Genomic DNA, 23,817 nt, shown 5'->3' on the forward strand with positions numbered 1-23,817 from the left:
GCGGGCCTCCGGCGGGTACAGTGACCCGATGCTCGGGGGCGTGAAGCTGTGTGCTATCGCCATGAACGAGGGTCCCTACCTCGTGGACTGGGTGTTTCACCACCTCCGCTTCGGCTTCGACGGAGTCGAGATCTGGGTGAACGGGTCCCACGATCCGTCGCTGCAGATCCTGCGGGCCCTCCGCGCGGTCGATGACCGGGTCGAGCTCCGCGACGCGGACGACCTCTTGAAGGACTCGGTCCACCGTGGCAAGTACTTCCAGTACCGCGCCTACACCAGGCAGGCGAGGAAGGCGGCCCGCGAGGGCTACGCGCACATCGCGTTCCTCGACCTCGACGAGTACTGGCTGCCGCGCGACTTCGCGTCCGGCATCCACGACTTCCTGCCCGGCGACTCCGAGGTCAACGTCGTGTCGTTCCCGTGGTACCTCGATGTCCCCGACCACGCCCGGGCGGCGTTCAGCCACCCGCTCGCGGACCCGACGCGGGTCCGGCCGGATCCGCACGTGAAGTCCGTCGTCCGCCTCGACGACCGGGCCGTCCAGTTCCGGCCGCACACGGCCCGGACGACCTCGGGCACCCGGCTGCTCGTCCGCGACCCGTTCCCCCTGGTCGACGAGCGGGCGCAGCAGTGGGGCAGCTTCGTGCCGGCGGACCACCGGGTCGACTCCGACCGGCTGCCGGAGGCCTTCGTGCTCCACGCGATCCACCGGTCCGAGACCGAGTACGTCGGCTCCCTGACGAAGGTGATCCGCCGGTCGCCGACCGACTCGCCGTACCGGACGAATCGTCGCGGGTACGTCGCGCACCGTGGTCCCACCCTGAGCCTGGACCTGCCGACACCGGGGCTGACCGACTACTTCGAGGCGCTGGCTCGCTTCCGAGCGGCGGCGGGTGTCGACGACCTGGTGCAGGACGCCGAGTTGCACGTACGTCGTCGCGCCGAGTCCGTGCTCGAGGCGGCGGTCGCCGATCGGGGCGTCATGGAGCGGCTGCGCGGCGCCTTCCGTGGCCTGTCCGTGCCCGAGCTCGACCGCCGATATCCAGGGTGGGACCACCATCTCGAGTGGCACGTCGACGAGGTGAGCCGGGCCGAGGGCGGTGCCGCTAACGTGGCCGGCTGGGCCTACTTCGTCAACACCGACTCGGAGCTGGAGTTCGCGTTCCGCGACGCCGCCGGCCACGAATGGCCGCCCGACGCCGTGCTCCGCACCTCACGCCCGGACGTCGCTCGGGCCCACCCGGGCGCGCCCCCGGACTGCGGCTTCCAGGTCTCGTGCCCGGCCGGGCCGGCCGCCGATCTCTCGCAGGTCAGCCTGCTGGTCCGCCCGCGGGGAGGCACGGTCTGGTCCGTGCTCCCGCTCCCGGCCGACCTCGCCGGTGCGCGCACGACGGTTCCGGTCCAGGGTCGCCCCAACGCCCCGTGACGAACCTGCGCGAGGGCGACCTCGTCGCCCGCCGCCCCGAGGAGTTCCTGATGTCGATCGCCCGAGGAGCACACCGATGAACACCCCGCTCGACTCCGTCCGGCGCCGCGTCGCGCGGATGCGCCGACTCTGGCTGGCGCTGTTCGTGGCCGGCGTGGTGCTCACCTCGACGGTCCTGGACACACCGTGGACCGCCACCTTCGTCGTGCTGGTGGCCATCCTCGCGCTGGCCTTCGTCGGTCCGCCGCGGGCCGGTCGGGGTCCGGTCGAGACCGGACCGCCCGTGCACGGACGCTGGGTCGCCGTCAACGGACCGGGCAGCCGGGTGCCCAGCCACGGGGTGCGCTCCTACGGACAGGCGTACGCCGTCGACCTGCTGCACCCGAGTCGCACCGTCGTGAAGCCGAGGCTCGGGTGGAGGCTGCGCACGCGGCCGGCCACGGCGTACTCGTCCTACGGTGAGCCGGTGTACGCCGTCGCCGCCGGCACGGTCGTGACGGTGCGGGACCGGCTGCGCGACCACCGCGGTCGTGACACCTGGCCGACGCTGGCCTGGATGATGGTGGTCGAGGCATTCTTCCGCGAGCTCGGTGGCGCGTCGAGGATCCTCGGCAACCACGTCGTGGTCGATCACGGCGACGGCGTGTGGTCGGCGTACGCCCACCTGCGCCACGGCTCCGCCGTCGTACGGGTCGGAGACCGGGTAGCAGGCGGGCAGCAGCTCGCCGAGGTGGGCAACACCGGGAACACCACCGAGCCGCACCTGCACTTCCAGCTGATGGACGCGCCGTACGTCACCGGCGCCGCCGGCCTGCCGTGGCGGTGGTGCGGCGTGACCGAGCTCGACGAGACCGACCCCGCCCGCGCGACCGGAGCGCGACGCTCGACCGCGCTCGACGATGTTCCCGAGAACGGACGGATCTTCGAGGCGGTCGTGGGAGGGTGACCGTCATGCAGGTGGGAATGACGCTGCCGGTGATGGAGCCCGACGTCTGGGCCTCGGGCGCGACGACCCTGGAATCGTGGTCGCGGGCGATCGACGACGGGCCATGGTCGTCGCTGTGCTGGGGCGAGCGGATGGCCTTCGACAACCCGCACTCGCTGACCCTGCTCGGCGCGGTGGCCGCCTGGACGGCGCGGGTGCGCCTGACCGCCACGGTCGTCGTGCCGCAGCTGCACGACCCGGTCTCCCTCGCCAAGGCGCTCGCCACCGGCGACCAGCTCTGCGACGGACGGCTCACGGTGGGCCTCGGCGTCGGCGGCCGCGAGGAGGACTACCGCGCGGCCGGCGCCTCGCCGACCACGAAGACCATGGCCGAGATGGCCGCACGGGTGGCGGTGATGAAGCAGGTGTGGGCCGGTGAGCAGGTCGTCGAGGCGACCCGTCCGATCGGTCCGCTGCCGGTGCAGGCCGGCGGGCCGGAGCTGTTGGTCGGCACCCTCGGCCCGCGCACGATCCGCAGCGCCGCGGCCTGGGCCGACGGCCTCGCCGGGATGTCGCTCGACGTCGACCTGGCGGAGATGTCGCGGGTCTTCGACCTCACCCGATCCGCCTGGGCGGAGGCCGGGCGGCCCGCGCCGCGGTTGACCACGTCGTTTTGGTTCGCGCTCGGCCCACCGGAGGAGGCGCGCGAGCAGCTCCGCCGGCACCTGCGCCACTACATGAACTGGATCCCCGAGCGGCACGTCGACGCGCTCGCCGCCTCGGCCGGGTTCGCGGGCTCCCCCGAGGAGCTGCGCGACCTGTTGCGCCGGATCGAGGACCTCGGGTGCGACGAGGTGCAGCTGATCCCGACCGACTCGGCGGTCGAGCAGGTGCACCGCCTCACCGAATCCCTCACCGGCTCCTTCACCCACGTGGTGTAGCTGAGCGGCTCTCTGCTCGGCGATTCGTGGCTGGGCGATCCGTCGTGCCTCTACGGTGTGGCAGTGCGGACGGATTGGCTGCCGGTCTCGGCGGCGCTCCTGCTCACCGGCGCCCTGGCCCTGGCGCTCGGCAGCATCCTGCTGCCGTCGAGCGACGGCACGGCGGAGACGCTGCGCGTGGTGCAGCAGCGGGGCGGGGTCTGGATGGCGGCCGCGGCGATCTACTTCGTCGCCTCGGTCTGCCTGACACTCGGGCTCCCCGCGATCGTCACGCTCTTCGAGCACCGCGGTCGGATGCTCGGCCTGGTCAGCGCGGTGGTGCTGGAGCTCGGCTTCATCGGCACCGCCGGCTTCGCGATGCTGATGGTCTTCTTCCGGGCCCTCGTCGAGACCGACACCATCGTCGACGGCGGCCTCGACGAAGTGGCCCACAACACCGGTCTTCTGGTCTTCCTGTACGCCTGGATCGTCGGCTTCCTCGCCGGCGAGCTGCTGCTCGGAATCGCCCTGCTCCGCGCCCGCACGGTCGCCCGCTGGATCCCGTTCGCGCTGATCCTGCACGTCGCGACGGTCCTGGTCTCGACGCTGCTGCCCGACTGGTTCGCCAAGGCGACGATCCTGCTCTTCGTCGCCGGCATGGCGGGCGTGGCGATCCACGTGACGTCGCCCGCCTGGCGGCACCGGTTGGAGTGAGCGATGGCGCGACCGCGGCCCCGGCTCAGACCAGCCAGCGCGCCAGCAGGGTGCCGTCCTGCTCGAGCAGGGTGTGCAGCCGCAGCGGTACGTCGACGGGCGGGCCGGCCACGATCCGTGGATGCTCCCCGCCGATGACGCGCGGCACGGTCGTCGTGCACAGCTCGTCGACCACGCCCGCGGCGAGCAGGTCGCGCAGCAGCGACGGCCCGCCCTCGCAGAGGATGCTCGACCAGCCGCGGTCGGCCAGCCCGCGCTTGAAGGTGGCCGCATCGCCGAGCGGCTCGACGAGCACAGAGCCGGGCGGCGCGCCACGGAGCCCCTCCGGCACCTCGCCGCTCCGGCTGACCACGACGATCGGCCGGTCGGCGGGCCCGTAGCCCTCGACGCGGGCGGTCCCGGCGCCGACCACGATCACGTCGGCGAGCGCGCGGAGCCGGTCGAAGACCTGCTGGTCGACGGCGTTGTTGATCGAGCCGCTCCGGCCGGAGTCTCCGGTCGCGGCGCCGTCGAGCGTGGTGATCATGTTGACCCGCAGCCAGGGCCCGTCGGTGCGGTCGGCCGGCACGGCGTACAGCTCGTCGAGGTCGTCGGTGTCGGGCCCGACCAGCACCCTCACCACGACCACCTCACCACGACCACCTCACCACGACCACCTCACCACGACCACCGCAGCACCCAGTACTGCACGCCGAACGGGTCGGCGTCGTAGTCCACGGTCGCCCGATACTCCGCCGGCAGCACCCCGCGCAGCCGCCGGATCCCGTCGAGACTCCCCAGGAGGCTCTCCCCGAGGTCGAGCGGGGGCCAGTCCCGGTGGCTCGATGCCAGGGCGGCCCCCAGGGCGGCGTCGAAGTCGTGCGCCCGCTCGTCGAGGTGGCCCGGCGCCTTCTCACTGCGGCAGGCGGACCCGTTGCCGACGACGAGGTAGGAGGTCGCACGGGTGGTGGGCTCGAGGCTCGTCGCTGGCGCTCCTCGCACCTCAACCACCGGCAACGGTGGTTGAGGTGCGAAGGCGTTCTGCGCCTGAGCCTCGAAACCACCCGACGCCTGGAGCAGGTACGCCGCCACCCGGGCGCCCTGATCGTCGGCCAGCACGGTGACGTCGGACCCCAGCCAGCGCACGGCGTCCAGGCACACGGCCCGCAGCTCGGTCACGGGGTCGTCGAGCGACGCGTACTCGGGCAGCAGCGCAAGCACCCCCGGCACGAGGACGGCCCTCACTGCAGCCCCCGGATCGCCCGCCGCGGCGGGCGGCGCCCGGCGATCGACGACACCATGTCGACGACCTGCCGGGTCTCGACGACCTCGTGGACGCGGTAGATGCGCGCGCCGGCGAGCGCGCAGACGGCCGTGGCCGCCAGCGTGCCGACCAGCCGCGAGCCCACCGGCAGGTCGAGCGTCTCGCCGACGAAGTCCTTGTTCGACAGGGAGACCAGCACCGGCCAGCCGGTGTCGACCAGCTCCCCGAGCCGACGGGTGACCTCGAGCGAGTGGAAGGTGTTCTTGCCGAAGTCGTGGGCCGGGTCGATCACGATCGACTCCCGCGGCACACCCGCGTCGAGCGCGCGGGAGGCGTACGCCGTGGTGTCGGCGATCGCCGCGGCGACCACGTCGTCGTACTCGATCCGGTAGGGCCGGGTCCGTGGCGTCACGCCGCCGGTGTGGGTGCAGACGATCGCGGCGCCGCCCTCGGCGGCCGCGTCGACGAGCTCGGGGTCGGCGCCGCCCCAGGCGTCGTTGATCACGTCGGCGCCGGCCGCGCAGACCGCGGCGCCGACCGACGCGCGCCAGGTGTCGACGGAGATCACCAGCGAGGGGTACGCCGCGCGCACCCGGGCCACGAAGTCGACGACGCGGTCCTTCTCCTCGGCCTCGGAGATCTCGATGCCCGGCGCGGCCTTGATGCCGCCGATGTCGACGATCTCGGCGCCCTGCTCCGCGACGAGCGCGACCCGCTCGAACGCCTTGTCCTCGGCCCAGGTGGCGCCCTTGTCGTAGAAGGAGTCTGGCGTGCGGTTGACGATCGCCATCATCAGCGTGGCGTCGTCGTCGAAGGTGTGCCGGCCCAGCCGCAGGGTCACGGCGCCCCCACCGACGCCGCCGGCGGCCGCTCCTCGACCTGCGGACCGGTGCCCGCCCGGGCGAGGGCGGCCGCGAGGATCTGGGTGGCCATGCCGCTGAGGTCGCGCAGCGACTGGTGCCGGTGGGCGCGGACGCCGAGGTCGACCTGGGCGATCGCGTCGAGGCCGCGGCTGCGCTGGGTGTCGACCAGCGCGGCCAGCTCCACGGCGTACTCGTGCGGCACGTGCAGGCTCTCGAAGAGCGACCGACGCACCGCCCACTCCCCCGCCAACGGCTGGTGCAGACCACCCAGCTCAGGGAAGAGCAGCCGGATCAGCGGCCGCGCGACCAGCTCGGTGACCCGGCCGCCCTCGAACGGGACGACGGACTCTCCCGAGACGAGCGGCCGTTCGTAGAAGCCCTTGACCAGCTCGACCCGGTCGTCGGAGAGCAGCGGGCCGAGCAGTCCGGGCACGAAGTGGGTGTCCCAGTCGACGAGGTCGGCGTCCATGAAGACGATCAGCTCGCCACGGGTGACGAAGAGCGACTTCCACATCGCCTCGCCCTTGCCCGGACGGGAGCCGAGGTCGGGCCGGATCTCGGCGGAGCGGTGCACGATCGCGCCGGCGTCGGCGGCCACGGCGTAGGTCTCGTCGGTCGAGTCGGAGTCGATCACGACGATCTCGTCGACGAGCTCGACCGTCTCGACCAGGGCGCCGCGGACCTTGGCGACGACGTCGCCGACGGTCGCGGCCTCGTTGCGAGCGGGGACCACGAGGCTGACGACCCGATCGCGCTTGGCCGTCGTCAGCGCCTCACTGGTCCAGTCCGCCCAGTGGTGAGTGTGCCGCCGCGACCACCCGTCGAGGTCGGGCTGAGCGGTCACAGGCACCTGGCGAGGGTATCGGGCGACGAGAACCGCCCGCGCACCGCTCAGGTGTCGGCGCCGACCGCCGATGCCACGTGGGTCACCACTCACTCAGCCAGGAGCAACCGTGCGCACACCCACCCGCGTCACGACCGTCCTCGCCCTCGCCCTTGCCGCAGCGTCGCTGTCGGCCGCGGGCGCGGCGACATCGGCGTCCGCCTCCGCAGCACCTCCGATCGTCCAGGTCGTCGACACCGTCGGCACCGAGTTCTGGACCGCGATCCCGATCACGCTCGGGGAGGCGTCGGTCGAGCAGACCCTGTACGCCTCGCCCACGGCCGACGGGACCGTCACCTTCTCCCGCACCGACGGGTCCCTCATCGAGACGCGCAGCCTGGTCGCGGGACAGGTCGAGGCGTTCACGATCCCCAACACCCTGCAGGTCGACGACGCGGACGGCGTCGCCGACCAGGGGATCCACATCGTCTCCACCGCGCCGATCTCGGTCTACGGCGTGGTCTACAGCTCGGGTGCATCGACCGGCTACCAGGCCTTCCCGGTGGACGCGCTCGGCACCACCTACCGGCCGCTGGCCTACGGCGGCCTGGGCACCACGGTCTCCATGGCCAGCCACCTGACCGTCGTCGCCACGGCCGACGGCACCACCCTCACGGTGACCCCGCAGACCACGCTCGGCGCGCGCGCCGCCGGCACGTCGTACGCCGTGACGCTCGACGAGGGTCAGACCTACCAGCTCAGCGGCACCACCGCCGCGCAGGACGTCACCGGCACGCTCGTCGAGGCCGACCGCCCGGTCGCGGTGCTGGCCGGCACCGGGTGCTCCAACGTCCCCACAGGCTTCTTCGCCTGCAATCCGCTCCTGCAGCAGATGACCCCGACCTCCGCGTGGGGCGAGACCTTCGTCAGCGCCCGCATCGCCACCCGGACCAAGGGCGACACCTACCGGGTGCTCGCGGACCACGACGACACCGTGGTCCGCGTCGGCGGTGCCGAGAAGGCCACCCTCGACGCCGGTGAGTTCTACGAGGCGGTCCTTCCCGAGGACGCCACCGACGCGAGCCTCGCCGGCGTGCTGATCGAGACCAGCGAGCCGAGCTTCGTCTCGCAGTACGGCAACAGCACGAACTACGACGGAACGACCGGCGACCCGCTGATGATGAGCGTTCCACCGGCCGGCCAGTACCTGACGGAGTACGTCGTGGCGGCACCCGACCTCGGTGGCACCGCGGGGATGACCGCGTACCTCAACCTGGTCGCCCCGACCGCCAGCGTCGGCCAGGTGCGCGTCGACGGCGACGTCGTGCCGGCCGAGGACTTCGTCGCGGTCGCGGGCTCGGACTTCTCGGCGACCCAGCTCCAGGTGCCGGCCGGCCAGCACTCGATCAGCTCTCCGGAGCCGGTCGGCGTCAACGTCTACGAGCTCGGCTCGACCGACGGCTTCGGCTTCACCGGTGGCCAGGCGGCCGAGTCGATCGCGCTCCCGCCGGGCCCGACCGCGACCCCGCAGACCTCGTCGGGGAGCGCGGAGGGGCCGCAGTCCGTCACGATCGCCGTCCCGGCGGACCAGACGATCACGCTGGTGGACGGCGGCGTCGAGACGACGACCGTCACGGTTCCCGGGCAGGGCACCTACACGCTCGACCCGGTCACGGGCCGCATCACCTTCGCGCCCGTGCCGGGCTTCGCCGGCGCCGCGACCCCGGTGACCTTCCGGGTCAAGGACGGGTTCGGCCGCCACGCCGACGCGACGTACGGCCCGAGCGTGACGCCCCCAGCCGGCCCGCAGGCACAGCCGCTGACGTCCACCGGCAAGGGCGAGCAGTCGGTGACGCTCCGGGTGCCGGCCGGTGGCCGCGCGGCGCTCCTCAGCGGCGGGGTCGAGACCAACACGGTCGTCGTCCCCGAGGGCACCTACCTGCTCGACCCGGCCACGAACACCATCTCGTTCGTGCCCAGGCCGGGCTTCACCGGCAAGGCCTCGCCTGTGACGTTCCGGATCCGCGACGCCTACGACCAGTTCGTCGACACGACGTACGTCGCCGAGGTGACCGCCCCGGTCACGACGACCCCGACGGCTCCGGTCTCACCGGGCGTCGCGGTGAAGCTCCCCCGCCTGGCCAAGGCCAGCGCCGGCGCCGCCGCGTCGGTCCCGGTCACCTGCCAGGCGAAGCGCACCAAGGTCCGCTCCTGCACGGTCACGCTGACCGCACGCGTCGGGGGCACCACGACGGTGATCGGCAAGGGCACCTGGAAGGGCACGCACGGCCGAGTGAAGCTCAACAGCGTCGGCCGGGCACTCGTCGCGACCCCGGGCGGCACCAAGGTCACGGCTCGGCTCGTCGCCCGCACCGCCGACGGCGTCCTGCACGCCGAGCGGTCCAGTCGGGTCGTCAGCAAGCGGTTCACGCTCGTGCGCACCGTCCGCTTCGCGCCGGAGTCGGCGCGGGTCGGTGCCGCCGACCGCACCTGGCTCTCCCGCGTCGGCAGGTCGGCAGGGAAGGCCGCCTCGGTCACCTGCGTCGGCCACGCCGACGCCCAGGGGTCGGCGGCCTGGAACCTGGCGCTGTCGAAGCAGCGAGCGGCCGCGACCTGCGCCGCCCTCGACCTCCCGGGTCGGGTGCGCGTGGTCGTCCGCGCCATGGGTGAGCGGCAGCCGGTGGGCGACAACACCACCTCCGCGGGCCGCGCGCTCAACCGGCGGGCCACGGTGACGTTCCGCTACTGATCGCCCGCACGCAGCATCGCCGAGGCCGTCGTCCCGCTCGGGGACGGCGGCCTCGGCGTGCGTCGGCGGGCGTCCCCACCACCAGCACGCCTCTCCCACAATGGCCGATCCGGGCCATTTCCGACCGCATCCGTCGCGTGTTCAATTCCCATATGACCATGGGGGATGGGGCGCGACGGGGCCGGGGGCGCCCACGGTCGCCCGGCGCCGAGGAGAAGATCCTGCAGGCGGCGCTGGAGGAGTACACCGAGCATGGCTGGTCCGGCTTCACGATGGACGGGGTCGCCCGTCGCTCCGGGTTCGGCAAGTCCACGCTCTACCTGCGCTGGCCCGACAAGGACACGCTGCTGACCGAGGCCGTACGCCGACGCACCCGCACGGTCGCCGAGGCCGACACCGGCTCGCTGCGCGGTGACCTGACGGCGCTGGCGACGGGGGTGTTCCGGGAGTTCGCCGACCCGGAGGGGTGGGCCGGGTTCCGGATGGTCGTGGAGACCGCCAGTGCGTCGCAGGCGCTCGGTGGATTCACCAGCGAGGTGAGCGGATCCCACCGCGAGGTCATCGAGGCGGTCTTCCGCAGGGCTCGAGAGCGGGGCGAGATCGGCGCACGGATCGAGCCCTTCGCGGTCACCGACCTGATCTACGGCGCGGCCCTGTTCTTCGTCCTCGGGCGCCGTCTGGACCACCGGGAGGTCACCGAGGAGGATCTCTCCACCCGGGTCGAGCAGGTCGTCGAGGTCATGCTCGGCGGGCTGCGCTGAGGCGGCCCCGGCGTACGTCGGCCCGATCCCGGGAGATTTGACCAGATTGGGCATACCGACGGTCCCTGTCTGGTGTTTGAATCAGCCATGACCACGGGGGAGGGACCGCGGCGGGGACGAGGTCGACCACGCACTCCGGGCGCGGAGGAGCGGATCCTGGACGCCGCCCTGGCGGAGTACGGCGAGCACGGCTGGTCCGGCTTCACGATGGACGCGGTCGCGCGCCGGGCCGGGGTCGGCAAGTCGACCGTCTACCTGCGCTGGAGCGACAAGGACGCGCTGCTGACCGACGCGGTGGCCAGCCACGGGCTGGAGCTGACCGCGGTCGACACCGGCTCGCTCGCGGGCGACCTCACCCAGCTCGCGCTGAACCTGCTGCGGCACTTCCACGGCGCCGCCGGCTGGGCCGCGCTGCGGATCACCTTCGACACCGCCAGCGTCGACGACCGGCTGGGCGACTTCGCCGAGGCGGTCAACGAGGTCCACGGTCGTCAGGTCGAGCAGATCTGCCTCCGGGCGATCGAGCGCGGTGAGATGGCCGAGGACATCCCGATCACCGCGGTCACCGAGACGATCTACGGCGCCGCGATGGTCCACGCGCTCTCGGAGCGCCTCGAGGCCCGCGCCGACAGCGACGTCGAGGTCGAGGCCCGGGCCCGGCACATCGTCGCGATGATCCTGCCCGGCATCTCGACCATGCCCGGCACTACCTGAGCAGGTCGACGACCGCGGCCGTCAGGGCCCGGGCGTACGTCGCGCGCCCGCGCGCGGAGGTCATCCGCGCCGCGTCGACGGGATCGCGCATGTTGCCCAGCTCGACCATCGCGGTCGGGATCCGCGAGAGGTTCAGCGTGGCCAGGTCGGTGCGCACGTCGAGCCCGTCGCCGCCGGCGAGGTAGGTGGCCACCCGGAGGCCCTCACCGCGCAGCTCCGCGCGGACCGCCCGGGCCAGCCGGCCGGAGCCGCGCGCCGCGTCGGGAGCGACGATCACGTGGAACCCCCGAGCGCCGCGGGCGAGGCTGCCGTCGGCGTGGATGCTCAGCTTCAGGTCCGCCCGCGGGCGGTTGCCGGCGCGGCCCCGCGCGTCGACGCACGGACCCCACCGGCGGTCGCTGTTGCTGCTCCGGGTGAGCCGCACGGTCGCGCCCATGCGCTCGAGCCGCTCCCGCACCAGCCGGGCGACCTGCCAGTTCAGGGTCGCCTCCGGGTAGCCGCGGTTCGTCGCCGTCCCCGTGGTGTTGCAGGCCTTGCGACCGCCGCGTCCGTCGGGGACCGGCCGGTTGATCCGGCGCGGGAAGTTGTGATTGCCGAGCTGGTGCCCGGGGTCGAGCACGACCACCCGGCCGGCCAGTGCCGCACCGCCCTCGCGGTGGGCCGGCTCGGGCTCGACGCGCTCGGCGTACGCCGGAGCCGCCAGGCCGCTCAGCAGCGCGGCAGCGAGCAGGGAGACGACCGCTCGCCTCACTCGTAGCCCAGGATCGTCTGGCGCTTCTCCCCCCAGGCGAGCGCCGAGGCGATCGCCTCGTCGAGAGAGAGCTCGGTACGCCAGTCGAGCAGCCGCGTGGCCCGGTCGACGTTCGCGAACGCCCCCACCGCGTCACCCGGCCGCGGCGGGGCCTCCGTGATCGGGACCGGCCGGCCGAAGATGCGCTCGAACGCGGCGACCAGCTCGCGCACGGTCACTCCCTCGCCGGTGCCGACGTTGAGCACCACGCTGGGCTGCCCGGTCTCCGCGAGGATGTGGTCGAAACGCTCCACGGCTCGCACATGGGCGCGCGCCAGGTCCCAGACATGGACGTAGTCGCGGATGCCCGTACCGTCACGTGTCGGCAGGTCGGTACCGGTGATCGTGAACGAGTCCTTCTGGCCACGGGCCGCCATCACGAGTTGGCCGAGTACGTGGGAGGGCTCCTTGGCGTAGATGCCGGACTCGAGGTCGGGGTCGGATCCGATCGGGTTGAAGTAGCGCAGGATGACCGCACGCAGATCGGTCGCGCGGGCCATGTCCTGGAGGACCTGCTCCATCATCTGCTTGGTCCGGGCGTACGGCGAGGACGGGTCCAGCGGGTCGTCCTCGGTGACCTCGAAGCCCTCCTTGGTCGCGTAGAGCGACGCCGAGGACGAGAAGAGCACCCGGGTCTTGCCGAGGCCGTTGAGCTCGTCGAACAGCTCCAGCGACTTCGCGACGTTGTCCTTGTAGTACTCGTACGGCTTCAGGACCGACTCGGGCACGACGATGCGCGCTCCCATGTGGATGGTCGCGTCCAGATCGGGATGCTCGTCGACGACGCGGCGCAGCAGCGCCCGGTCGCTGACGTCGCCCTCGTAGAAGATCCGGTCGCGGACGAAGGCCTTCGGTCCGGTGAGCAGCGAGTCGAGGATGACTGGCGTGTGCCCGGCCTCCTCCAACGCCTTCGCAGTGGTCGAACCGATGTAGCCGGCGCCGCCGGTGACAAGGACCTTCATGCGCGCCAGCCTACGGTGCGCGCCACGCCGGATCGCGGCCGATGAACCCCAGCATCCGGGTCTGCACGTCCGCGTCGGCGGGCACGTCGACGCGCGCGCCGTACTGGCCGCTGCCGCGCAGCACCTCCTCGATCGGCTCCATGCCGGCGAGCAGTTCGGCGCACGTCTCCGGGTCGAGGGTCTCGTCCTGGCCGGTCGCCCGTGCGAGGTCCCACGTGTGCATGAAGACGTCGCTGGTGTAGAAGCGGTCCACGGCCTCCGGCAGCGCCACCTCGCCGATGTGCGGGTTGCTGAGTACCCGGCCGCCGGTCGCCGGGTCGTCCAGCAGCGCCTGCACCGCCTCCGCCTGGGACCGCCAGGCACCGACCGGGTCGTCGTCGGCCGACGGACCGGAGGGCAGGCTGACATCGGAGCCGGACGCCAGGAAGCCGGGGAACCACTCGACGAGGTGGCGGACGACGTCCCGCGCCGTCCAGCCGTCGACCGGCGCCGGCGCGCCCCAGTCGGTCGTGCCCTCGACCCGTCGCGTGAACCCCGCCGCCACCTCGCGGTGCCGCTCGGCGGGGGTGCTCATGCCTCGGACTCCAGGAGCGCGTCCAGCTTCTCGTAGCCCTCGACCACCCCGACGTCCATACCGCTCGCGACGATCTGGTCGCGCAGCTCGATCGACTCCACCACCGAGGTCGCGACGATCCGGCAGCGGTCGCCGTCGAGTGCCTCGAACGCCATCGCCTCGAGGCTGACCCCGTCGGGGGCACCCTCGAACGAGAACGTCTGCACCAGCCGCTCGGGGGCCCGCACCTCGTGGAAGGAGCCCCAGAAGCCCATCTCGAAGGATCCGGAGCCGTCGCGCGCCGTGTAGCGCCACTCCCCTCCGGTGCGGGCGTCCCACACGTCGACGGTGGTGTCGATGCTGCGCGGCCCGATCCACCGGACGAACAGCTCCGGGTCGGTCCAGGCGCGGAAGACCCGCTCCCGCGGCGCGTCGAACTCTCGGATGATCCGGATGACTGGCAGGTCCGGGACCGCCTCGATCCGGGTCGGGTTCCGTGTCTTCATGATGCCTCTCCTTCTGCTCGGGCCGGCGACTCCGTCGCGGCCATCTCCTCCAGCACGGCGTCGAGCCGGCTGAACCGTTCCTCGGCTTGGCGCCGGTAGCGCTCGATCCAGGCGGTCATCAGGTCCAGCACCTCCGCCTCGAGGTGCACCGGCCGACGCTGGGCGTCACGGCTGCGGCTGACCAGGCCGGCCTCCTCGAGCACCTTGAGGTGCTTGGAGACGGCCTGGACGCTCACGGGGTACGGCGCCGCGAGCTCGCCCACGGTCGCGTCACCGCTCGCGGCGAGCCGCGCGACCAGATCGCGCCGCGTGGGGTCCGCCAGGGCCTGGAACACCCGGGACAGCTGGTCGGCCACCGCGACCTCCTTATTCAACTGATTGGTTGAAAAGACCGTAGGCGCGCACTCCACGAGTTGTCAACCATCAGGTTGTGGACGATTCCCGGCGGATCGCTCAGGTCCGACCGGGTCGGGCCGATGGACGGGGCAGCGCTGTGAGTGAAAGAGAGGGGTCGATGCTCCCGATGCTGACTGACGGCGGCGAACCCGAGGAGTCCCCGGTCACGTCCTTCGAGGACTGGTGCGCGTCGGTGGCGCTGCACCCCGAGGACTCCCGCGCCTGGCCCCTCTACGAGGCGAGGACGGGCATCGAAAGTTGTCCGAACCTTGTCGAAGACTTCCGTCAATCACCTGCGCATCCCCAGAATTAGGGAAAGGATCGGACCCGTTGTTGACGGGGCCCGGCCGCACGGCGCGCCGGGGCGCGATGATTCATGGGGACTGGTATGACGCTGCTCTCGGTCAAGGGGACCGGAACGCTCGGACCGCCCAGCCGCGCCCTGCACTATCTGCCAATCTCCGCGCTGCTGCTCGATCTCGCCGTGATGGCCGGCGTCTTCCTACTGGCCGTCCTCGGCCGGAGTCGCCTCGACCTTTTCGACAACCCGGCCGACGTGTCGGCCGACGTGATGATCGTCGGCCCCCTGGCGCTGCTCGGCTGGCTGGTGCTGATCGCGGCGCTGGGTGGCTACCGCGACGACCTGTTCGGCGCGGGCACCGACGAGTACAAGCGGGTCCTCCACGCCAGTCTCGCCGCCGCCGGCCTGCTCGGGGTCGGCTGCTACCTGGCCAAGTTCCAGCTCTCCCGCGGCTTCTTCGTGCTCGCCTTCGGCCTCGGCATCCCGGTGCTCCTGCTCGGCCGCTACCTGCTCCGCCGGGCGGTACACCGGGCCCGCCGCCAGGGCCGGCTCCGCTACCGGGTGCTGATCGCCGGATCGCCCACGCACGTCGACGAGGTCGCCGCGGTGCTCCGGCGCGAGTCCTGGCTCGGCTACCACGTCGCGGGCGCCCTGGTGCCCGCCAAGGACGTCGGCGAGGAGACCTCGGCCGGCATCCCGATCCTCGGTGCGACCGAGCGGGCCACCGAGCTCGCGCGCGCCAGGGACGCCGACGTCATCTTCTTCGCCGGAGGTGCCCTCACCTCGCCCACCCAGCTGCGCCGCATCGCGTGGGACCTGGAGCGCGACGAGGTCCAGGTCGTGATGGCCCCCAGCGTCACCGACGTCTCCAGCGAGCGGGTCCGGATGCGACCGGTCGGCGGGCTGCCGCTCATCCACATCGACCCGCCCCGGGCGACCGACGCGTCACGCTGGGGCAAGCGGCTCTTCGACATCGTGGGCTCGGCGTGCCTGATCGTCGCTTTCAGCCCCTTGATGGCGTACGCCGCCCTGCGGGTGCGCCTCCACGACGGCGGACCGGTCTTCTTCAACCAGACCCGGGCGGGCCGCGACGGCACGCCCTTCGGCTGCCTCAAGTTCCGCACCATGGTCGTGGACGCCGAGACCCGACTGGCCGAACTGAAGGCACAGGTCGGTCACGAGTCCGGGCTGTTCAAGATGAGGGAGGACCCGCGCATCACCGGGCCCGGAAGGTGGCTGCGGCGGTACTCGCTCGACGAGCTGCCCCAGCTGTTCAACGTGCTGCGTGGGGACATGAGCCTCGTCGGGCCTCGACCGCCGCTGCCGCGAGAGGTGGAGGGCTACCACTCCGACGTGCTGCGCCGACTGCGCGTTCGCCCCGGCATGACTGGACTCTGGCAGGTCTCGGGCCGCTCCGACCTGTCCTGGGCAGAGGCCGTGCGACTCGACCTCTACTACGTCGACAACTGGTCGATGCTCCAGGACCTCTCGATCCTGGGCCGCACCCTCGGCGCCGTCCTGAGCTCGCGCGGCGCCTACTGACCCGATGCGTCGGCACGTCGACGCGGGACCACGTCGTCGACACGGTTGGTTGAGGTGCGAGGCGCCCCCACGGTGGTTGAGGTGCGAGGCGCGCCAGCGCCGAGCCTCGAAACCACCCCCACCCGGGCCGACACGGTGGTTGAGGTGCGAGGCGCCCCAGCGCCGAGCCTCGAAACCACCGCAGCCCTCAGTCGTCCAGCAGTCCGAGCAGGTAGCGCCCGTAGCCGCTCTTCAGCAGCGGCTCGGCGCGGGCGGCGAGCTCCTCGTCGTCGAGGAAGCCCATCCGCCAGGCGGCCTCCTCGGGCGCCCCGATCTTGGTGTCCTGCCGGTGCTCGATCGCCCGCACGTAGTTGCCAGCGTCGTTGAGGTCGTCGAAGGTCCCCGTGTCGAGCCAGGCGACGCCCCGCTGCAGCACCTCGACCTGGAGCCTGCCCTCGTCGAGGTAGGTGCGGTTCAGGTCGGTGATCTCGAGCTCGCCGCGCGCGGACGGCCGCAGCGCCTTGGCCCGCTCGACGACGCCCGAGTCGTAGAAGTAGAGGCCCGGCACCGCGTAGCTGCTCTTCGGCTTCGCCGGCTTCTCCTCGAGCGAGATCGCCCGCATCTCGTCGTCGAACTCCACCACGCCGTACGCCGTGGGGTCGGCCACCCGGTAGCCGAACACGGCCGCGCCCTCGAGGTCGCGGAACCGGCTGAGCTGGGTGCCGAGGCCGGGGCCGTAGAAGAGGTTGTCGCCGAGCACCAGGCCGGCGACGCTGTCGCCCACGTGCTCCTCGCCGATGATGAAGGCCTGCGCCAGTCCGTCCGGACTCGGCTGCACGGCGTAGCTGATCGCGATGCCGAACTGGCTGCCGTCGCCGAGCAGCCGGCGGAACTGCTCGGCCTCGTGCGGCGTCGTGATCACCAGGATGTCGCGGATCCCGGCCAGGATCAGCGTCGACAGCGGGTAGTAGATCATCGGCTTGTCGTAGACCGGCATCAGCTGCTTGCTCACGGCGAACGTGATCGGGTGCAGCCGCGAGCCGGTGCCACCGGCAAGGATGATTCCGCGCATGGGCAGGGATCCTACGGCCCCCGGAGCACCGGATCGGCGTACCGCAGCCTCAGCTGAGGGCGATGTCTCGGGTCTGCCTTCGCTGCGCGATCCCATGCGCCACTGCCCGACATCCGCATTCGACCGCGTCGTGCGGCCAGGCAGTATCCGTGATCTCGACGTGGCAACTGGTCCGATCCGCATATACGACGAGCTCCAACAGCCGGTTGGCCATGGAAGGTGCCGCGTGCCCACACTCTGCACAAGTCCTGTGGTGCCGTTCGACCCTCACCCGAGCGAGTAGGCCACGTTCTCGGCGCCGATTCGGGGCCTTCTGCCCGCGCATGCCCTCATTTGGGGAGGAGATCACTGGTGGTGATCGACCCAATCGCCGCGCACCACACCCGTCGCTCCTAGGATCGGCCGCATGGACCGCATCCTCGTGACCGGCGGCGCCGGCTTCATCGGCTCCAACTTCGTGCACCACGTGGTCGCCAACACCGGGGCGCACGTGACCGTGCTCGACAAGCTCACCTACGCCGCGACCCAGGAGTCGCTCGAGGGGGTCCCCGACGACCGGGTCACGCTCGTCGTCGGCGACATCGCCGAGCCCGACGTGGTCGAGCCGCTGGTGGCCGAGACCGATGCGGTCGTGCACTACGCCGCCGAGTCGCACAACGACAACAGCCTCTCCGACCCCGGACCCTTCATCCGGACCAACGTGGTCGGCACGTTCACGCTGCTGGAGGCGGCCCGCAAGCACGACAAGCGCTTCCACCACGTCTCCACCGACGAGGTCTACGGCGACCTCCCCCTGAGAGAGGAGAGCCTGGACGACCCCAAGCGGTTCACCGAGGACACGCCGTACAACCCCTCCTCGCCGTACTCCGCGTCGAAGGCCGGCTCCGACCACCTGGTCCGCGCGTGGGTGCGCTCCTTCGGCGTGCGCGCGACGATCTCGAACTGCTCGAACAACTACGGCCCGTGGCAGCACATCGAGAAGTTCATCCCCCGCCAGATCACCGAGGTCATCGACGGCCGGCGCCCGCGGGTCTACGGCGACGGCCGCAACGTCCGCGACTGGATCCACACCGAGGATCACTCCTCCGCCGTGCTCGCGATCCTGGAGCGCGGGCAGATCGGTGAGACCTACCTGATCGGCGCCGACGGCGAGCGGAACAACCTCGAGGTCGTGCAGGCGATCCTGCGCCACTTCGGCCGCAGCGTCGACGACATCGAGTTCGTGCGCGACCGCGCCGGACACGACCGTCGCTACGCGATCGAGTCCGGCAAGCTGCGCCACCACCTGAACTGGCAGCCGCAGTACCAGGACTTCGACGCGGGCCTGAAGGCGACGATCGAGTGGTACGTCGCGAACGAGGCCTGGTGGCGGCCGCACAAGGACGCCGTCGAGGCCGCCTACGCCGCGAAGGGGCAGTGATGAGCCTGCCGGCCCTGGAGACCACGCCGATCCCGGGACTGGTGGTGCTCCGGCTGGACCTGCGCGAGGACGCCCGCGGCTGGTTCAAGGAGAACTGGCAGCGCGAGAAGATGATCGCGCTGGGGCTGCCCGACTTCGGCCCGGTGCAGAACAACATGTCCTACAACGCCAAGCGCGGCACCACCCGCGGCATCCACACCGAGCCCTGGGACAAGTTCGTCTCGGTGGCCAACGGGCGGGCCTTCGGCGCGTGGGTCGACATGCGCGAGGGCGAGACGTTCGGCGCGGTCCACACGGTCGAGCTCGACCCCGCCACGGCGGTGTTCGTGCCCCGAGGCGTCGGCAACAGCTACCAGACGCTCGAGGACGGCGTCACCTACTCCTACCTGGTCAACGAGCACTGGCGTCCGGCCACGGCCTACCCCGCCCTCGACCTCGCCGACGAGACGGCGGCGATCCCGTGGCCGATCCCGCTGGACTCCCCCGAGGCCGAGATCTCGGAGAAGGACCAGCGCAACCCCCGCCTCGGCGACGTCACGCCGATGCAGCCGAAGAAGACGCTCGTCATCGGCTGCCACGGACAGCTCGGCCGCGCGCTGCAGGCCGACTTCCCGGGCTCCGACCTCGTGGACCTCGATGAGCTGGACGTCACCGACGCCGATGCGGTCGCGGCGTGGCCGTGGCACGAGTACGCGCTCGTGCTCAACGCCGCCGCCTACACCGCCGTCGACGCGGCGGAGACCACCGAGGGGCGGCGTACGGCGTGGGCCGCGAACGCCGGCGCCCCGGCCACCCTGGCGCGGCTGGCGCGCGAGCACGGCTTCACGCTGGTGCACTACTCCTCGGAGTACGTCTTCGACGGGACCGCCGAGGAGCACGCCGAGGACGAGCCGCTCTCCCCGCTCGGCGTCTACGCCCAGACCAAGGCCGCCGGCGACATCGCGGTCGCCACCGCGCCACGCCACTACCTGCTGCGCACGTCCTGGGTGATCGGGGACGGCAACAACTTCGTGCGCACCATGCAGCGGCTGGCGGCCGACGGCGTCTCGCCGAGCGTCGTCGACGACCAGCGCGGCCGGCTGACCTTCACCGCGGAGCTCTCCCGGGCGACTCGACACCTGGTGGACAGCGGTGCGGCGCACGGCACCTACAACCTCAGCAACGGCGGACCCGTGCAGTCGTGGGCGGAGATCGCGAAGGCCGTCTTCCGTCTCTCCGGACGCGACGAGGGCGACGTGACGCCGACGACCACCGCGGAGTACTTCGCCGGCAAGACGGCGTTCTCCCCGCGCCCGCTCAACAGCGCGCTGAGCCTGGCCAAGATCGAGGCGACCGGCTTCGCCCCCGAGGACGCGACCGCGGCCCTGGAGCGGTACGTCAGCGCCGGCGGGTGAGGTTCGTGAGCGCCGGGCGCACGTCGGCGAGGTAGACGAACGCCGCGATCGTGAACACCAGGTTGAGCAGGCCGATCGGCCCGCCGCCGAGGATCAGCTGCACGGCCAGCCCGAGCCCGAGGATGATCGTCCACGCCGGCTTCGTGAGCTTGCCGGCCGCCGTGTAGTGCTCCGCCGACCACATCAACGAGCTGATGAAGGCGAAGAGCTTCACCGCCAGCAGCACGAGCTCGACGACGAGCATCACGCCCATCTCGAAGTTCATCACGGTCAGCACGGGAGACAGCCTACGCGGGAATCCCTGGACGACGGCGTGAAGATCACACTCGCCCGAGTCGACGGTCCGTACCGTTCGACCAACCAACACGACCTGCTGTACCTAGGATCGAGCAAGTCGAACAGCACGAGGGCCAGGGTGCGATTCTCTTCTTCAAGAAAACGGGCGCGGCAACGACCCACGGTCGCCATCATCGGCACACGTGGCTATCCGAGCTACTACGGCGGCTTCGAGACAGCGGTGCGGAGGATCGCACCGGATCTCGCGGACCGAGGCTGGACCGTTCGCGTCTACGGCCGTCGAACTGCACTTCACCCCAGCGATCCGGACATCGATCGGCGCGTCGAGTCCGTGGTCACGGCCGGGATGGACTCGAAGTCGCTGAGTACCCTCACCTACGGATTCACGTCGGTGCTGCACGCCTTCTTCACGAGGCCAGACGTAGCCCTTGTCATGAACGTGGCCAACGGCTTCTGGCTGCCGCTGCTTCGCCTTCGTGGGGTTCCCACCGTCGTCAACGTGGACGGCATCGAGTGGCACCGCGATAAGTGGAGCCGGCTCGGCAAGGCCGTATTCCGCTGGGGTGCCCGCTTCACGGCACGGTTCGCGGATGAACTGGTCTTCGATGCCGAGGCGATCGCCGACTTCTGGAGGAGGGAGTTCGGGCGCACCGGCGCCTTCATCCCGTACGGCGGCGAGTCGATCACCGACACGAGGTCGGATGCGGATCTCGCGGACGGACGGTACGTGCTTCTGGTCGCCAGGTTCGTCCCGGAGAACAGCATCGACGTGTTCTTCGATGCGGCGCCGACGATCATCGAGAAGTGCGATGTGGACGTTGTCCTCGTGGGCTCAGCACCACCGGGCGACCCGTTGCAGGCGAGAGCGGACAAGCTCGCGCACACCAACCCACGGGTCCACGTGAAGGGCCACATCAGCGACGACCGCCTGCTGTTCGGCCTGTGGCGGGACGCGGGCGTCTACTTCCATGGCCACACGGTGGGCGGTACCAACCCGGCCCTGGTGCAGGCGATGACACTCGGCAGCCGGGTGGTCGCCCGAGATACGGTCTACAACCGCGAGGTCCTCGCGGACACTGGGCATTTCTGTCAAGGCACACCGGAGAGCGTCGTAGACGCGGTGGTCGCCGCGTTCAATGACGAGCGCGACCTGGAGCGGCTGACATCTGCCCGAGCCACATCGCACTACTCATGGCAACTTGTCTGCGATCGCTACGCCGATGTTCTCACCGCGCAGCTCCGATCGCGTCGCCCTGCCACCTGATCCGAAAGACAGGGCGACGAGCCACACCGGATCACCGCCGGGCGCAGTCGGGCGCAGTCGGGCGAGGCCCTGGGGCTCCGCCCGACGAGGTCAGTCGCCGACCTTCGCGGCGGCGTCGGCGGTCGCCGCGGTCGCCTTGGCGGCGGTCTTCTTCGCCGCGGTCGACGTGGCCTTCGCGCTGCTCCTCGGCGCCTTCGACGTCTTCTTGGCCGTCGAGGTCGCCTTCTTGGTGGTGGCCGCCGTGGTCTTCTTCGCGGCCTTCGTGGCCTGGGTCCTGGTCGTCTTGGCCTTGGCGACCGTGGTCTGCGCAGCGGCGGCCGTCTCGTCGGTCGACTGCTGGGTGCGGATCCGGCGGACCAGGGTCTCGCCGCGCTGGGTCAGATCGGCGTACGCGGCGTTGGCGTCGGCCTGGAGCTCGGCGACCCGCTTCTCGACCGCCTCCCGGCGCGCCTGGGCGTCCTTGGAGAGCGCGTCGACCTGAGCGGTCACGACCGTGACGGCCTGGTCGCGCAGCGCCTTCGGCTCGAGGTCGAGCCCGGAGATGCGGCTCTGGACGTCGTGCTGCACGTCGGCGAACCGCTTCTGGAGGTCGGCGACCGCCTCGCGGACGTAGCCGACGACGACGTCGGTCGCACCGACACCGGCGTACAGCGGCCGGGCCACCTCGGCCGGGAGCTCGAAGCCGGCCAGGTCGAGGGTGGGCAGTTCGAACTTGGGCATGGGGTTACTCCTTCGGTTGGGTCGTCGCGTTGAGAGCGAGGAACGACGCGTAGACGTCGAGCAGCGACTGCTTCTGTCGCTCGGTCAGCGCGGAGTCGCCGAGGATGGCGAGCTCGACGGAGCCGCCGGTCCACTCCTCGGGACTGACGATCCCCGCGCGCACGTAGAGCTGGTCGGCGGAGATGCGCAGCGCCTTGGCCAGCTGCTGCAGGACCTGGGCGGACGGCCGGCGCAGGCCGCGCTCGATCTGGCTCAGGTACGGGTTCGACACGCCGGCCTGCTCGGCGAGCTGACGCAACGACAGCTCGGCGCTCTCACGCTGCTGTCGCAGATAGTCGCCGAGGGTCTCGACGGTTTTGCCGACCTTTCCCTTCGCCATGCCTCCACTGTGCTAGCTGCAGCTAGCAGAATCAAGCTGAGGGCCTGTGAGGCCGTCCACAAGTCCTCGTGGCACAAGCAAGATCGGGCCGACGAGCACCGCTAGCCGGGCAAGCAGGCCCGGATCTCCCCGACCTCACGTCCCCCGCCGAGCAGCGGCACCCGGCCGGTGTGGCGTACCGCCTCGCCGTCGACGCCGGCCTCCTCGTCGACGCCCGAGCGCCGGAGCGCGGCCACCAGGACGACCGGCCAGGCCCGCATCGAGCCGTCGTCGATCTTGAGCGCGAGCGCCCTGCCGTCCGCGAGGGCCAGGGCGAAGCATCCTTCGGCCCCCATCTTGGCGACGGCGCCCGGGATGGCGGCCAGGAGGACGCGCTCGTCCCGGCGCGTGCCCGACACCCATGCGGGGTGCTGCCGGATCGCGTCGGCGACCAGGCGCTCCGGCCCGGAGTCCGCCATCGCGAGCCTGCGGAAGGCCCGGGCCAGCCCGGTCAGGGAGGCCGAGAGCAGCGGCGCCCCGCAGCCGTCGACCGCCACCTGGGCGGGCTCGGCCGTCAGCTCCTCGTACGTCGTCCGGATCGCCCGCTGCAGCGGATGGCCGGGGTCGAGGTAGGAGCCCAGGTCCCAGCCGTTGACCGCGCAGGTGACGAGCATCGCCGCGTGCTTGCCCGAGCAGTTCATCTGCAGCGAGGTCCGCTCGCCGCCCGCACGGAGCACCGCGTCGCGCTCGGTGTCGTCGAGCGGGAGGTCGGGCGGCGTCTGCAGCAGGCTCTCCGCCAGGCCGGCGGTGGCGAGGATCCGGCGCACGCCGTCGAGGTGGAAGCGCTCGCCCGAGTGCGACGCCGAGGCGAGCGCGAGCAGCTCCGGGGGCAGGTCGAGTCCCAGCCGCACCATGGCGAGCGCCTGGATCGGCTTGTTGCACGAGCGCGGCAGGATCGGCTCGTCGACGCCGCCGACGGACCAGTCGGTGCCGCCGGTCGCGTCGAGCGAGACCACCGCGCCGCGGTGGTGACCCTCGACGAATCCGGAGCGGACCAGCTCGGCCACGACGGGGGCATTAGGCATGGGTGCACATTAACTTCACTGGGAATGGCAAGATTGCCGC

The 23,817-nt window shown here is 71.5% G+C and carries 25 protein-coding genes; 11 read left to right on the forward strand and 14 right to left on the reverse strand.

The genetic code is table 11. The annotated features are described in order from the left end of the window. Window positions 1-61: 61 nt before the first annotated feature. From KM427_RS22550 to KM427_RS22565, 4 genes are all read left to right on the forward strand, one after another. A complete protein-coding gene (locus KM427_RS22550; protein WP_215525372.1) occupies window positions 62-1,426 on the forward strand; it encodes a glycosyltransferase family protein in 1,365 nt (454 codons plus the stop codon). 76 nt (window positions 1,427-1,502) lie between these two features. After that, window positions 1,503-2,372: a M23 family metallopeptidase gene (locus KM427_RS22555; RefSeq protein WP_215525373.1), complete on the forward strand. Its 870-nt coding sequence runs from the start codon at window positions 1,503-1,505 to the stop codon at window positions 2,370-2,372. 5 nt (window positions 2,373-2,377) lie between these two features. Then, on the forward strand, window positions 2,378-3,292 hold the full coding sequence (locus KM427_RS22560) for an LLM class flavin-dependent oxidoreductase (RefSeq protein ID WP_215525374.1): 915 nt from the start codon (window positions 2,378-2,380) through the stop codon (window positions 3,290-3,292). 63 nt (window positions 3,293-3,355) lie between these two features. After that, window positions 3,356-3,985, forward strand: coding sequence for a hypothetical protein (locus KM427_RS22565; protein ID WP_183592012.1), 630 nt, complete (start codon window positions 3,356-3,358; stop codon window positions 3,983-3,985). 25 nt (window positions 3,986-4,010) lie between these two features. Here the strand turns inward: KM427_RS22565 and KM427_RS22570 are convergent, their stop codons facing one another. Genes KM427_RS22570 through KM427_RS22585 form a run of 4 tightly spaced genes read right to left on the reverse strand, consistent with a single transcriptional unit; the run spans window position 4,011 to window position 6,941 of the window. Next, window positions 4,011-4,604: a dihydrofolate reductase family protein gene (locus KM427_RS22570; RefSeq protein WP_215525375.1), complete on the reverse strand. Its 594-nt coding sequence runs from the start codon at window positions 4,602-4,604 to the stop codon at window positions 4,011-4,013. 38 nt (window positions 4,605-4,642) lie between these two features. Further along, window positions 4,643-5,194, reverse strand: a complete 552-nt coding sequence (locus KM427_RS22575) for a class III extradiol ring-cleavage dioxygenase family protein (RefSeq protein ID WP_252274772.1) — start codon at window positions 5,192-5,194, stop codon at window positions 4,643-4,645. 11 nt (window positions 5,195-5,205) lie between these two features. Then, entirely contained in the window at window positions 5,206-6,069 is an 864-nt protein-coding gene (gene folP / locus KM427_RS22580) for a dihydropteroate synthase (protein ID WP_215525377.1), read from the reverse strand. Further along, window positions 6,066-6,941 carry a glucosyl-3-phosphoglycerate synthase gene (locus KM427_RS22585; protein ID WP_252274775.1) on the reverse strand — a complete coding sequence of 292 codons (876 nt, stop codon included), beginning with the start codon at window positions 6,939-6,941 and terminating at the stop codon, window positions 6,066-6,068. The genes folP and KM427_RS22585 overlap by 4 nt, the downstream gene beginning before the upstream one ends. Window positions 6,942-7,044: 103 nt before the next feature. Between KM427_RS22585 and KM427_RS22590 the strand changes: the two genes are divergently transcribed. The 3 genes from KM427_RS22590 (at window position 7,045) to KM427_RS22600 (ending at window position 11,138) form a co-directional block, all read left to right on the forward strand. Further along, window positions 7,045-9,663 carry an OmpA family protein gene (locus KM427_RS22590; protein ID WP_215525378.1) on the forward strand — a complete coding sequence of 873 codons (2,619 nt, stop codon included), beginning with the start codon at window positions 7,045-7,047 and terminating at the stop codon, window positions 9,661-9,663. Window positions 9,664-9,815: 152 nt separating this feature from the next. Further along, window positions 9,816-10,424 carry a TetR/AcrR family transcriptional regulator gene (locus KM427_RS22595; RefSeq protein WP_183592020.1) on the forward strand — a complete coding sequence of 203 codons (609 nt, stop codon included), beginning with the start codon at window positions 9,816-9,818 and terminating at the stop codon, window positions 10,422-10,424. 87 nt (window positions 10,425-10,511) lie between these two features. Then, window positions 10,512-11,138: a TetR/AcrR family transcriptional regulator gene (locus tag KM427_RS22600; protein ID WP_183592021.1), complete on the forward strand. Its 627-nt coding sequence runs from the start codon at window positions 10,512-10,514 to the stop codon at window positions 11,136-11,138. On the opposite strand, the gene KM427_RS22605 is transcribed toward KM427_RS22600, so the two are convergent. Genes KM427_RS22605 through KM427_RS22625 form a run of 5 tightly spaced genes read right to left on the reverse strand, consistent with a single transcriptional unit; the run spans window position 11,131 to window position 14,305 of the window. Further along, window positions 11,131-11,889 (reverse strand): N-acetylmuramoyl-L-alanine amidase, encoded by a 759-nt coding sequence (locus tag KM427_RS22605; RefSeq protein ID WP_215525379.1) that lies wholly within the window; start codon window positions 11,887-11,889, stop codon window positions 11,131-11,133. The two genes, KM427_RS22600 and KM427_RS22605, sit on opposite strands and share 8 nt — an antisense overlap. Next, entirely contained in the window at window positions 11,886-12,890 is a 1,005-nt protein-coding gene (gene galE / locus KM427_RS22610) for a UDP-glucose 4-epimerase GalE (RefSeq protein ID WP_215525380.1), read from the reverse strand. Before galE ends, KM427_RS22605 begins: the two co-directional genes overlap by 4 nt. A 10-nt stretch (window positions 12,891-12,900) precedes the next feature. After that, window positions 12,901-13,464 (reverse strand): TIGR03086 family metal-binding protein, encoded by a 564-nt coding sequence (locus KM427_RS22615; RefSeq protein ID WP_215525381.1) that lies wholly within the window; start codon window positions 13,462-13,464, stop codon window positions 12,901-12,903. Further along, window positions 13,461-13,949 carry an SRPBCC family protein gene (locus tag KM427_RS22620; RefSeq protein WP_215525382.1) on the reverse strand — a complete coding sequence of 163 codons (489 nt, stop codon included), beginning with the start codon at window positions 13,947-13,949 and terminating at the stop codon, window positions 13,461-13,463. The genes KM427_RS22615 and KM427_RS22620 overlap by 4 nt, the downstream gene beginning before the upstream one ends. Then, window positions 13,946-14,305 carry an ArsR/SmtB family transcription factor gene (locus tag KM427_RS22625; protein WP_215525383.1) on the reverse strand — a complete coding sequence of 120 codons (360 nt, stop codon included), beginning with the start codon at window positions 14,303-14,305 and terminating at the stop codon, window positions 13,946-13,948. Before KM427_RS22625 ends, KM427_RS22620 begins: the two co-directional genes overlap by 4 nt. Window positions 14,306-14,733: 428 nt before the next feature. On the opposite strand from KM427_RS22625, the gene KM427_RS22630 reads away from it, so the two are divergent. Further along, the gene (locus KM427_RS22630; protein WP_215525384.1) at window positions 14,734-16,188 is read left to right on the forward strand and encodes a sugar transferase; all 1,455 of its coding nucleotides are present in this window, start codon (window positions 14,734-14,736) and stop codon (window positions 16,186-16,188) included. Window positions 16,189-16,375: 187 nt separating this feature from the next. On the opposite strand, the gene rfbA is transcribed toward KM427_RS22630, so the two are convergent. After that, window positions 16,376-17,239 (reverse strand): glucose-1-phosphate thymidylyltransferase RfbA, encoded by an 864-nt coding sequence (rfbA, locus tag KM427_RS22635; protein WP_215525385.1) that lies wholly within the window; start codon window positions 17,237-17,239, stop codon window positions 16,376-16,378. Between the two features lie 406 nt (window positions 17,240-17,645). Between rfbA and rfbB the strand changes: the two genes are divergently transcribed. Together rfbB and KM427_RS22645 are read left to right on the forward strand one after the other, a co-directional pair. After that, the gene (gene rfbB / locus KM427_RS22640) at window positions 17,646-18,659 is read left to right on the forward strand and encodes a dTDP-glucose 4,6-dehydratase (protein ID WP_215525386.1); all 1,014 of its coding nucleotides are present in this window, start codon (window positions 17,646-17,648) and stop codon (window positions 18,657-18,659) included. Then, window positions 18,659-20,053 (forward strand): sugar nucleotide-binding protein, encoded by a 1,395-nt coding sequence (locus tag KM427_RS22645; RefSeq protein ID WP_215525387.1) that lies wholly within the window; start codon window positions 18,659-18,661, stop codon window positions 20,051-20,053. Before rfbB ends, KM427_RS22645 begins: the two co-directional genes overlap by 1 nt. On the opposite strand, the gene KM427_RS22650 is transcribed toward KM427_RS22645, so the two are convergent. Continuing rightward, on the reverse strand, window positions 20,037-20,330 hold the full coding sequence (locus KM427_RS22650; RefSeq protein WP_215525388.1) for a DUF2516 family protein: 294 nt from the start codon (window positions 20,328-20,330) through the stop codon (window positions 20,037-20,039). The two genes, KM427_RS22645 and KM427_RS22650, sit on opposite strands and share 17 nt — an antisense overlap. 36 nt (window positions 20,331-20,366) lie before the next feature. Here KM427_RS22650 and KM427_RS22655 point away from each other — a divergent pair, with 36 nt between their 5' ends. After that, window positions 20,367-21,614: a glycosyltransferase gene (locus KM427_RS22655; protein WP_215525389.1), complete on the forward strand. Its 1,248-nt coding sequence runs from the start codon at window positions 20,367-20,369 to the stop codon at window positions 21,612-21,614. Between the two features lie 90 nt (window positions 21,615-21,704). Here the strand turns inward: KM427_RS22655 and KM427_RS22660 are convergent, their stop codons facing one another. The 3 genes from KM427_RS22660 to KM427_RS22670 all read right to left on the reverse strand — a co-directional run bounded on the left by KM427_RS22660 (window position 21,705) and on the right by KM427_RS22670 (window position 23,777). Beyond that, complete coding sequence (locus KM427_RS22660; protein WP_215525390.1) at window positions 21,705-22,334, reverse strand: hypothetical protein; 630 nt, start codon at window positions 22,332-22,334, stop codon at window positions 21,705-21,707. Between the two features lie 4 nt (window positions 22,335-22,338). Continuing rightward, entirely contained in the window at window positions 22,339-22,713 is a 375-nt protein-coding gene (locus KM427_RS22665; protein WP_215525391.1) for a helix-turn-helix domain-containing protein, read from the reverse strand. A 101-nt stretch (window positions 22,714-22,814) separates the two neighbouring features. Further along, window positions 22,815-23,777: an asparaginase gene (locus KM427_RS22670; protein ID WP_215525392.1), complete on the reverse strand. Its 963-nt coding sequence runs from the start codon at window positions 23,775-23,777 to the stop codon at window positions 22,815-22,817. Window positions 23,778-23,817: the final 40 nt, after the last annotated feature.

Origin of the sequence: Nocardioides sp. LMS-CY, from assembly GCF_018732145.1 — a bacterium.
Lineage (GTDB): Bacteria > Actinomycetota > Actinomycetes > Propionibacteriales > Nocardioidaceae > Nocardioides > Nocardioides soli.